At 55.0% G+C, this 10,127-nt stretch carries 14 protein-coding genes and 1 pseudogene; 14 read left to right on the top strand and 1 reads right to left on the bottom strand.

Annotated features, from left to right (window positions below; translation table 11 throughout):
* Positions 1-65: 65 nt before the first annotated feature.
* On the bottom strand, positions 66-398 hold the full coding sequence (gene tnpA, locus AC1Q6I_RS32340; RefSeq protein ID WP_073844970.1) for an IS66-like element accessory protein TnpA: 333 nt from the start codon (positions 396-398) through the stop codon (positions 66-68).
* A 191-nt stretch (positions 399-589) separates the two neighbouring features.
* On the opposite strand from tnpA, the pseudogene AC1Q6I_RS32335 reads away from it, so the two are divergent.
* The 14 genes and pseudogenes from AC1Q6I_RS32335 to AC1Q6I_RS32270 all read left to right on the top strand — a co-directional run.
* Positions 590-821: pseudogene (locus tag AC1Q6I_RS32335) on the top strand (DEAD/DEAH box helicase); the annotation flags it as partial.
* Between the two features lie 159 nt (positions 822-980).
* On the top strand, positions 981-1,697 hold the full coding sequence (locus AC1Q6I_RS32330; RefSeq protein WP_024073356.1) for a hypothetical protein: 717 nt from the start codon (positions 981-983) through the stop codon (positions 1,695-1,697).
* A gap of 40 nt (positions 1,698-1,737) precedes the next feature.
* Positions 1,738-2,490, top strand: a complete 753-nt coding sequence (locus AC1Q6I_RS32325; protein ID WP_024073355.1) for a TIGR03759 family integrating conjugative element protein — start codon at positions 1,738-1,740, stop codon at positions 2,488-2,490.
* Complete coding sequence (locus AC1Q6I_RS32320; RefSeq protein ID WP_008437382.1) at positions 2,475-3,032, top strand: lysozyme family protein; 558 nt, start codon at positions 2,475-2,477, stop codon at positions 3,030-3,032. The genes AC1Q6I_RS32325 and AC1Q6I_RS32320 overlap by 16 nt, the downstream gene beginning before the upstream one ends.
* Entirely contained in the window at positions 3,029-3,532 is a 504-nt protein-coding gene (locus tag AC1Q6I_RS32315; protein WP_008437383.1) for an integrating conjugative element protein, read from the top strand. Before AC1Q6I_RS32320 ends, AC1Q6I_RS32315 begins: the two co-directional genes overlap by 4 nt.
* Positions 3,533-3,539: 7 nt before the next feature.
* On the top strand, positions 3,540-3,824 hold the full coding sequence (locus AC1Q6I_RS32310) for a hypothetical protein (RefSeq protein ID WP_024073354.1): 285 nt from the start codon (positions 3,540-3,542) through the stop codon (positions 3,822-3,824).
* The gene (locus AC1Q6I_RS32305; protein ID WP_008437384.1) at positions 3,784-4,194 is read left to right on the top strand and encodes a hypothetical protein; all 411 of its coding nucleotides are present in this window, start codon (positions 3,784-3,786) and stop codon (positions 4,192-4,194) included. The genes AC1Q6I_RS32310 and AC1Q6I_RS32305 overlap by 41 nt, the downstream gene beginning before the upstream one ends.
* Before the next feature lie 3 nt (positions 4,195-4,197).
* Complete coding sequence (gene traD / locus AC1Q6I_RS32300) at positions 4,198-6,414, top strand: type IV conjugative transfer system coupling protein TraD (protein ID WP_024073353.1); 2,217 nt, start codon at positions 4,198-4,200, stop codon at positions 6,412-6,414.
* 18 nt (positions 6,415-6,432) lie between these two features.
* The gene (locus AC1Q6I_RS32295) at positions 6,433-7,188 is read left to right on the top strand and encodes a TIGR03747 family integrating conjugative element membrane protein (RefSeq protein ID WP_008437388.1); all 756 of its coding nucleotides are present in this window, start codon (positions 6,433-6,435) and stop codon (positions 7,186-7,188) included.
* A gap of 9 nt (positions 7,189-7,197) precedes the next feature.
* Positions 7,198-8,676 carry a UvrD-helicase domain-containing protein gene (locus AC1Q6I_RS32290; RefSeq protein WP_008437391.1) on the top strand — a complete coding sequence of 493 codons (1,479 nt, stop codon included), beginning with the start codon at positions 7,198-7,200 and terminating at the stop codon, positions 8,674-8,676.
* 75 nt (positions 8,677-8,751) lie between these two features.
* The gene (locus AC1Q6I_RS32285) at positions 8,752-9,063 is read left to right on the top strand and encodes a hypothetical protein (protein ID WP_008437393.1); all 312 of its coding nucleotides are present in this window, start codon (positions 8,752-8,754) and stop codon (positions 9,061-9,063) included.
* 157 nt (positions 9,064-9,220) lie between these two features.
* The gene (locus AC1Q6I_RS32280; RefSeq protein ID WP_178110642.1) at positions 9,221-9,529 is read left to right on the top strand and encodes an integrative conjugative element protein, RAQPRD family; all 309 of its coding nucleotides are present in this window, start codon (positions 9,221-9,223) and stop codon (positions 9,527-9,529) included.
* A complete protein-coding gene (locus AC1Q6I_RS32275) occupies positions 9,526-9,765 on the top strand; it encodes a TIGR03758 family integrating conjugative element protein (protein WP_008437400.1) in 240 nt (79 codons plus the stop codon). The genes AC1Q6I_RS32280 and AC1Q6I_RS32275 overlap by 4 nt, the downstream gene beginning before the upstream one ends.
* Before the next feature lie 18 nt (positions 9,766-9,783).
* Positions 9,784-10,122 (top strand): TIGR03745 family integrating conjugative element membrane protein, encoded by a 339-nt coding sequence (locus AC1Q6I_RS32270; protein WP_008437401.1) that lies wholly within the window; start codon positions 9,784-9,786, stop codon positions 10,120-10,122.
* Positions 10,123-10,127 lie beyond the last annotated feature (5 nt).

The raw sequence follows: 10,127 nt of genomic DNA, 5'->3' as shown, positions 1-10,127 counted from the left end.
CGCCGTTTCGGTGCCTGCGCGCATGGCCATCGGTTCGGTGGCGAGCCAGATGGAGTCGATGTGAATCATCGCAGAATATCTCGAAGAAAAGTCGCGCAGGCGGCAGCACTTTCAGTGGGCCAGTCCACTTTGATGATGGCGCGCGGGTGCTGTATTTCAACGCAGATATTCGATGATGCTGGATGGGAGTTCGCCCCCGCCAGCGGCATGGCTAACGGAATAAATGCAGGTGGGTGTGCCGGAATTTTCTGCGTTTGCAGCCGAATCCATTTGTGGACGAGGTTTGCGTTGAGGCTATGGCCGAGCGCGACGCTGGCAATCGAAGCGCCTGGTTGGGCGCACTCTTGAATGATCTGGGCTTTGAAGGATTTGGAATAGGAACGGCGTGTTGGCTGCATGAAATACCCGCTTGAAAGGCTAGAATTGGTGTCCACTTAATTTAAATGCACACCATGTCTTCGCTTTGCAGAGCTGGGTAGATGACCTGGCCGGACGGTTACCCACTTTATTCTGACTCCGCAGATCATTATCACGGGTTTTTAAGACTTTACTCCGCGCAGTGGGGCTACGGTATATGGCTTTACCCAACACCTTGCAACAGGCATTTCGACGGTGATGGCGGATTGGGCAAAAGCAGCCAGTGAGGGTGTTTTTTTGGCTATGCCGGCAGCTCTCAGATTACTTGCCTGCAGTTGATGGCCAAGAAAATCGCCGTGATTCAAAGCACGTCGGGAGATGTGCCAGATTCTGGTCTCGACTCGCTGAACCAAGATGGTGATTCAGTTGAAATGACACTTGCAAGGCAGCTCATTGCTTCATAGTTTGACGGCCACCTTCGGGTGGCCATTTTTTTATAACGATCCCAATTTACCAGCGGCCAACTCGACACTTCAAAAACCATGCGTCCTGGAAAACCTATTTCCTGATGCACCTAAGAGACTGGTTTGAGAGGGTGTATTCGCTTTTGCGCGAGGACGCCCATGAACCTACCACGCCCTACTCGAACCACAGCGATACTCAGTCTGTGCCTTGCATTATTGGCAGGCATTCTGTGTTATGAGCATCATCAACTCTCCCAACTCCGCACCAGCTTGGCTGCGACTGCAGACAAAGAGTCGCTCGATGCGTTGTTGACGCGGCTTGGCAAAGTCGATGAGCGACTGGGCACGGTAGCCGGCAACCACCTGGTGACCAACGAGGACTTCCGAGCCGGGCAGCAGGCTTTATCGAATCGAATTGATGCCGCACAAGCGTATGCAAAGCAAGCGACGGAGTCAGCGCAAGAAATCTCTCAAAATGCTGCGTCTGCTGGTGAATTGCTAGTCCTCAAAGCCAGCGTCGAAACACTCGATAGCCGTCTTCAAGAACTCAGTCAGTCACGCATCAAACAAACCACTGCTGTGCCCCTCAAGCCCAAGCCTAAGCCCGTTGCCCGCCAACCAAAGCGGCCAAAACCGCCCGCTACCGCCACTGTCACACCGCAAACACCCCCTTTTACCGTTGTCGGTATCGAGTATCGCGGCGGTGAACGCTTTTTGTCCGTAGCACCGCCTGGCAGCACGCAGTTGAATCAAATTTACCTTATCCGACCTGGTGACGCTGTGGCGGGCACCGCCTGGCGACTCAACGCGCTGGACGGAAGATCCGCACGCTTTGACGTGGCCGGAACACCTCAAACCGTAACCGTCGCGCAATAGGACCTCCTTTATGCACTCCCCTACCACTTCCTCGAAAACAATGAAGCCCAGGAACATTTTGGGTTTCATTGCAGGCTTGGCCACCTTCGCGTTTGCATACGGCTGTCATGCGGCTTCGGGGCAATCAACGTCGATCTCGAACACTCAGAACAGTGAAGTTCACAACTCTTCTCAAGGAGCAAGTCAGACAGAACTAGCCCGCGAGTGGGGATTGACCCCCCAAGAATGGTCCCGTTTTCAAACTGTGATGGAGGGTCCTCGCGGAATCTATTCGCCAGGCCTGGATCCTCTGACAGCACTTGGCATCGAAGCGAAGTCGGAGGAGGAGCGGCGACGCTATGCAGAGCTGCAGGTGCGAGCCGAGCGACAGCGTATCGATAAGGAACTGGCGTACCAAAGGGCCTATGACCAAGCCTTCGCACGTCTTTACCCCAATGAAAAAGTCATCCAACTATCGTCCAACCCTGCATCTGCTCCTGGCTCGGGAGCGTTAACTGCTGTGAAAGGCACTGGACGACTAGCCGTTTTTGTTCAAGACAGTTGCAACGCATGTATTGACCGCGTCAAAGACTTACAAAACCAGAAACAGTCCTTTGATCTGTACTTCGTTGGTAGTCAAGGTGATGACGAAATAATTCGCCGCTGGGCCATCTTGGCTGGAGTCGAACCGGCCAGCGTGAGAAGCCGACAGATCACATTGAATCACGATGCCGGTCGATGGCTTGGCCTTGGACTCGGCGGTGAGCTGCCGGCCGTGGTACGCGAGGTGAATGGACAATGGCAGCGTCTGTAATTCGCGCGGCTTTAACGGGGGGGCTACTGCTCACCGCGGCATTTGCTAACGGTGCCGAGGTTCCGCCACCGGCCTATCAGTTGATTGCCCTGCCTGCCGGCGTTCCGTCCGAGGTGCTGTACTCCGTTGCACTGCAAGAGAGTGGCACCCGACTTCGCGGCCAGATCGTCCCCTGGCCCTGGACGTTGAATGTCGCCGGCGCCGGATATCGCTTTGCGACACGCAGCGATGCTTGCAGAGCGTTGATGATCGCCCTTCAGACCGCAGGCCCAAATAGAGTCGACGTCGGGCTTGGACAAACCAACATCGGTGCCAACGGCCACCGTTATAGCTATCCCTGCGAAGGGCTGGATCCGTACAAAAACCTCTCGGTTACGGCCCAGATCCTGGCTGAGCAAAAAGCCAAAGGAGGCGACTGGATCACCGCTGCTGGTCGGTACCACCGCCCTGCCGGAGGCGAACCCGCTGCCCGATACCGACGAGCTTTTGCCAAACACCTCAGCCGGGTCACCGGTATCAACCTGATGGCGAATAATCCATGAATAGATTGCTGCATCTGCCTGTTTTGCTGTCTTTGGCCTCCCCCATGGCAGTGCATGCCACCTCGCTGATTGTTGTTGAAGACCGAGGGGGTGTTTCCGCTCTGCCCTACTACCAGTACTTGGCTCCAGAACCTACTGAGCAGTCAGCACAGTCAGAGAATATTGGTGTGCGTGGGCAAGGCTCGTTTCCAGTGCGCTCTGACCAACTGACACCCGGGCAGGTACAGGGCCGGGTAATCAATGCACCTGGCCTGCAACCATTGTTTCTTGTAGGCGACGATGAAAGCTCCAGAAAGTGGTTATCACAGCGCCGCGATCAGTTACAGCAACTGCAGGCAGTGGGCCTTGTGGTTAACGTGGCCAGCGCCGAGCGGTTTGCCGAAATCCAACGATGGGCAGGAAATCTACAGTTGGTCCCGGCTCCATCAAATGATCTGGCACAGCGCTTGGGAGTCCAGCATTACCCGCTGTTGATCACTGCCACAACGATCCAGCAGTAACCAGGGTATGGCCTCTCTTACGCACATCACCTTGGTCATCAAGCAACCAGATGACCCACGAGCAGGCCAACTGCTTTTTGAACAGGTCACCTATGTCGCCAAGCTCTATGGCGGCACCGTCATCGCCCGCGTACCTGGTGACGAGGTGGAGCTATGTCAGCGGCTAAAAGAACGACTGCCCGAGGCAGTTGAGCAAGCGAGGCAAGAGTTGGCCAATTCATCATCACGCATGAAAGGAGGATCCCGGCCCCATGAAGCTGACCAAGAAGCAACGCTGCGAGCTTCACGCTAAATTCGCGGGCCATTGCGCATACTGCGGTGTGCTGTTGGGTGACCGGTGGCATGCGGACCACATGGAAGCAGTATGGCGAGAACCAGAGAGGGTGGACGGCAAGTACTCCGGTGCCATCATTTTGGGGCGGCCAGAGAACCACGCCATCAGCAACATGATGCCCGCGTGCGTGCCGTGTAATTTGAGCAAGGCAGCGATGCCACTAGAAGTCTGGCGAGAGCGCATTGCTGGACACGTCAACTCCCTTAACAGCTACCACCCCATATACCGCCTGGCCAAGTCCTATGGGCTGATCGCTGAGACAGGCAAGCCAGTCGTTTTCCATTTCGAAACAGTGGGGCCATTGTCCCCTTTCACTCATAGGAAGTGATCCATGACCACCTCCTACACCATTGAGTCGTTACTACGCCCTGCTGTTGAGCTGTACACAGTTTGCGTATGTGCCGCTGCGGCGTTGCTCTGTATTTTCGCGCCCTGGGCGGTTGCTCTGACGCCTTTATTCGGCATGGTTGCCGGTACAGGCTTTCTGGGTCTAGGGTTCGTCCGCCTCAAACAAGCGTTGGTAGTGCTGCGTTACCGGCGCAATATTCGGCGCCTACCCCACTACACCATGACCAGCAAAGACATGCCGGTCAGCAATGAGCGGCTATTCATCGGTAAAGGCTTTCGCTGGACCCAAAAACATACTCAGCGGTTGATGGAGACTTACCTCCCAAAGTACGCCGAGTATGTCGAGCCCACGTCTATCTATACCTTTGCTCGCAGAATTGAGGAGCGTCTGGAGTTCGCACCCTTTCCACTCAAATTGCTGTCAAAGGCTACCTCGTGGGATGTGCCATTTAACCCGGCGCGTCCACTTCCTCCAGTCGGGGGGCTACCGCGCTTACACGGTATAGAGCCGAACGAAGCGGATGTCAGCCTGCCACTGGGTGAGCGGGTTGGACACTCCCTTGTATTGGGGACTACTCGTGTTGGAAAAACCCGCTTGGCAGAGTTGTTTATCACCCAAGACATCAGGCGTACCCGCCGTAGCCCCCGGCGCCGCGTTCATATGGGGCGCCGCGTGCAACCCGTTCATCGAAGCCAGCGCAATGTAGAAATGGACCTGGACCGCGAAGTGGTGATTGTCTTCGATCCTAAAGGCGACGCAGACCTCCTGAAGCGCATGTACATCGAATGCAAGCGCGCAAACCGACTGGAGGAATTCTACGTGTTCCACCTAGGCTGGCCCGATCACTCCGCTCGCTACAACGCCGTCGGCCGGTTTGGTCGGATCTCGGAGGTTGCCACCCGCATTGCCGGCCAACTTTCGGGGGAAGGCAATTCCGCGGCATTCCGGGAATTCGCCTGGCGTTTCGTCAACATCATCGCGCGCGCCCTCGTGGCACTGGGACGTCGGCCGGACTATGAACAGATCCTCAAGCATGTGACAAACATTGACGCGCTGTTTATTGAGTATGCGCAGAAGCACTTTGCTGAAAATGATCCCAAAGCCTGGCAAACCATCGTTGAGCTGGAAGGAAAGATCGATCGTAAGAACCTCAGTTTCGCCATGAAGGATCGACCGCTACGCGTGGTGGCCCTGGACATGTACCTCACTCAGCAACGCATCTCCGACCCAGTGATGGAGGGTCTGCGATCAGCCGTACGCTATGACAAAACCTATTTCGACAAGATCGTGGCCAGCCTTCTGCCATTGCTGGAAAAACTGACCACAGGCCGGATTGCAGAGCTGCTATCTCCCGACTACATGGATCTTGAGGACCCACGACCAATCTTTGACTGGATGCAGATCATCCGCAAACGGGCAGTGGTCTATGTCGGCCTGGACGCTTTATCTGATACAGAGGTAGCTGCAGCGGTGGGCAACTCGATGTTCAGCGACCTGGTGTCAGTTGCGGGTCACATCTATAAGTTTGGCATCGATGATGGCTTGCCCGGGGCCACCGGCGGCAAGGTAGCAATTAACGTACATGCGGACGAATTCAACGAACTGATGGGCGATGAATTCATACCGATGATCAACAAAGGCGGTGGTGCCGGCATGCAGGTCACGGCCTATACCCAAACCATGAGCGATATTGAGGCAAAAATCGGTAACCGGGCTAAAGCTGGCCAAGTCATCGGTAACTTCAACAACCTGTTCATGTTACGTGTACGTGAGACTGCAACCGCCGAGCTGCTGACCAACCAGTTGCCAAAGGTCCAGGTGTTTACCAGTACACCAGCAAGCAGTGCAAACGACGCTATTAACGGCAACACCGCTTTCACCTCTAACACTCACGATCAGATCCAAAGTGTCAGCGTACCGATGATCGAACCGGCGCATGTGGTTGCCCTACCCAAGGGGCAATGCTTTGCCCTGATAGAGGGCGGGAATTTGTGGAAGATTCGTATGCCGTTGCCGGCAAGCGATCCCGATGAAGTGATGCCCAAGGATCTTCAGGCCTTGGTTGAGGGCATGCGTAAAGGATCCGGAACCAGCAGCGACTGGTGGCAAGCACCGGGATATGACGCACTAAGTGAGTCGCTTCCTGATGACTTGGTAGACGACTTCCGCCAGATGGCCAATAACGGAAAAGCCGCATAGGCTTGAAGGAACAGAGCCATGGCCGATATCGCGGAAAAAGCCCAGCAACAGCAGGAAGGTCAAAAAAACTTCCTGGGCATGCTGTTCTCTACCCCTTTTCATTTCTTGGGGGTGATGTTCGGCTCCTTGCTCGGCGCCATCGTCGTTGAATGGCTTTGCATGTACACGTTCTGGCCGGATGCCGGCTGGAAACATGCTCAGCAGATGTTCCAACATGAACTGGGCTGGCTGTCCCAGGATCTGCTGCACAGCGTTGTCATCAAAGAACCGGGGCGTACGGCAACCTGGCTGGCACAAACGGTCTATGACTGGCTGATGGTGAAAACCGGCATGCAGGACAATATAAATGCACTGACACAGTACGCTCGCTCAACATCACCACAACAAACGGGAACCTTGAACCTTCGCTACGAACTCGGTCGGGCGATGATCAAATTCCAGGACTATGGCTTAGCCGCGTTATACACAGTCCTGACCTTCTGTGTGCGAATGGTCATTCTGACGTTGACGATTCCGCTGTTCGCACTGGCGGCGTTCACTGGCTTGGTCGATGGCCTGGTGCGGCGTGATCTACGAAAATTCGGCTCCGGCCGCGAGTCAAGTTACCTGTATCACAAAGCCCGGGGGACGATCATTCCGCTGACCATCGTGCCCTGGACGGTCTACCTGGCCATCCCCATCAGCATCAGCCCCCTTTTGATTCTGTTGCCCTGCGCCGTGCTGTTGGGTGTGTCCGTTTACATCACCGTTTCAAGCTTCAAAAAATACCTTTAGGAGCTGCCCATGCAGTGGACACAAGAACAGCAGCCCATCATCCATTCCACGGCTGACAAGCTACTGGTTCAGGCTTTTGCCGGTACCGGCAAAACCACCACACTGGTGGGCTACGCCACACAACACGCCTCGGTGAAAATGCTCTACCTCTGCTACAACAAATCCGTCGAGCTCGCTGCCAGGGGCCGCTTTCCACGCAGAAACGTGGTGTGTAAGACGGCGCATGGCCTCGCATATGCAGTCTATGGCAGTCAGTACGCCACCAAGCAGACCAATAACTTACGCCTGACGGACATCGCAAGGGCCATCAACACCCAGGACTGGGAGCTCGTGCGGGATGTCCTCAGCACGCTTAACAACTTCATGGCCAGCGCCGATGACGAGTTGGGCCGTGTGCATTTTCCCAGATTCCAGGGGCAACGAATGCTCACAAGTGCCCAGGAACGTTTCCTGAACAATGCTTTAAACGTGGCTAAAACCATCTGGAACCGGATGATCGATCTGCAGGACACAGCAATGTCGATCACCCATGACGCTTACTTGAAGCTGTATCAGCTAAGCAAGCCCGACCTGAGCGAACGATTTAACGCCATTCTGCTCGACGAAGGTCAAGACGTGAACCCAGTTATTGCCGACATAGTAAAAATACAACGGGTCCGCAAGGTGGCAGTCGGCGATCCCCACCAGCAGATCTATCGCTTCCGCGGCGCAGAAGATGCGCTCAACAGCGACTGGATGGCCGACGCCGAACGTCACTACCTGACCCAAAGCTTTCGCTTCGGCCCTGCCGTCGCGCATGTGGCCAACATCATTCTTTTTTACAAGGGTGAGACACGAAAGCTGCAGGGGTTAGGTTGCAATACCCTGGTTAAACGGGCTCTGCCTGAAGAGCTACCGCATCGCACGTTTATCCATCGTACCGTGACCGGCGTCATCGAGAACGCCCTGCAGCTGGTCGCAAGCAACCCCAAGATTTTCTGGGTCGGCGGTATCGACAGCTACTCGCTACGCGATCTGGAAGATTTATACCTATTCAGCCGCAACCGTAACCATGAGGTGCAGAACCGCAGGCTGTTGAGAGATTACCGGGACTTTTCACAGTACGTGGAAATAGCCGAGGTAAGCCAGGATACGGAGATGTTGCGATCGATCAAGATCATTACAGCCTATCCGGACCTGCCCCAGCGGATCCAAACCCTACGTTCCCGCTCTGTAGATAACGAGCTCGACGCCACCGTGACACTCACGACTGGGCACAAGGCCAAGGGGCTGGAGTGGGACTTTGTCAGCCTGTATGACGACTTTAGCGCTGATCCGCTTTCACCCGATATCGATCAAGGTCGTAAAGATGACGAGTTGAATTTGCTGTACGTGGCGGTGACGCGAGGGATGAAGATCCTAGCGTTGAACTCAATGGTGCTTTCTATCATGCAGCGCTATGTCGATGCTCGGACCTCTGCACTCCAACCTCAGAAATCACGCGCTTAGCAACAAACTATTTCAGATTGCTGGCACGCGCTTATTATTGAAACCCTGGTAGCTCTGCACATTGAGGACGTCGCCATGGGCCGTCAGAAATTTGAATACCACACTGAGTTCTCTCCCTTTCAGTACGTTGTCAGAACCAAAAAGCTCTTCATGTTCAAGTCCGAAGAGCCCACCACTGAACCCGACACCCAGGGTTTTCTGGAAGATTCTGAACGTCAAAACCGCCTTGCTCAATTAGGCAGCGAAGGCTGGGAGCTGGTCAGCGTGCAGCCCGTGGTCAAAGGAGAAGTCAAGGTTGGCAATCAAAACGCCCAAGGCTGGGCTTACGGATTCGCCTTGCCCATCGGGTATCTGCTGTTCTTCAAACGCCCTATCCACTGTGATTGATGGTGTCAGTACCGTCAGAAGAAATCCTTACAGTCCTGAATATGGTTTTCTTGCGGCGACCATAGCTTGATCACGGCAAGCTGACGGCATCAGGAATGACTAGAGCCCAGCCGTGATCCAGTACCCGCGTCTCACTGCACTCACTTGCCGACTTGCCTTGCCAGGCCTCATCGCACTTTTTGGATGCGGCCTGCCTGTCTCTCATGCGACCGCTGCTTCAGCCTCCGAACAGGCCAACCTGGACGTGATGATCCGCCAGTTGAATGCCTTAGAGGACACCGCACGTCGTAGCGCTCAAGTGGCCGACGAACCTGGCAAGCGTTACTTCTTCGATTACCAGCGTCTAGCAGGTGATATCGCTCGAATTCGTCATGGGTTGGAGGGCTATCTAACCCCAACCCGAGCCCAGCCTCGTGATCCTGTTGAGCTGTCAGGCCAATACACGACCGAAGGACGCAAGCCATGAGCATGAGCGGCGCTCAGGCTGCTGCGTTTCAAGCGGCAGGAGGATTTCCTGCCTCGACGAGCTACCTGTTTTTCGTCGGCGTCGCTGTAGCCATCATCTTTATGTGGGGCGCCTGGGCTATCTGGAGCTGCTACCGAGGATGGGCCACTGGCAACCTTGATCGAACGATTGCCTCGACCTCGCTCGTCCGCATCCTACTGCTTTGCATGATCCTCACCACATTTGTTCTTAGTTGACCCTATGGGAGATACACCATGACTTCATTCTTAAAACCGGGCCGCATGCTGATCGGGTTGCTTGCTCTCCCCCAACTGGCCATGGCGGCTCTTCCGCAGTCTCAGCCTCCTACCCGGGGGGAAGGCTCTAACCTGATGCAAACCATGCAGAACTACGCCTTTGACGGTTTTACTTTGCTTGGCCTCATCATCTGCGCAGTCATTTTCAGTGGCGTTGCTTGGCATGCCTTCGGCACCTACCACGAAATTCAACTTGGCAAGAAAAAATGGGGAGATCTGGGGGCGACAGCCGCCGTTGGCGTCGCCATCCTCGGTGTCGCCATTTTTCTGGTCACCAAGGCTTCAAATATTCTTTAAAAGAG

Source organism: Pseudomonas sp. MPR-R2A5, assembly GCF_058793055.1.
Note: the sequence above shows the minus strand (reverse complement) of the source record. Positions and strands in the feature narration are given on the sequence as shown.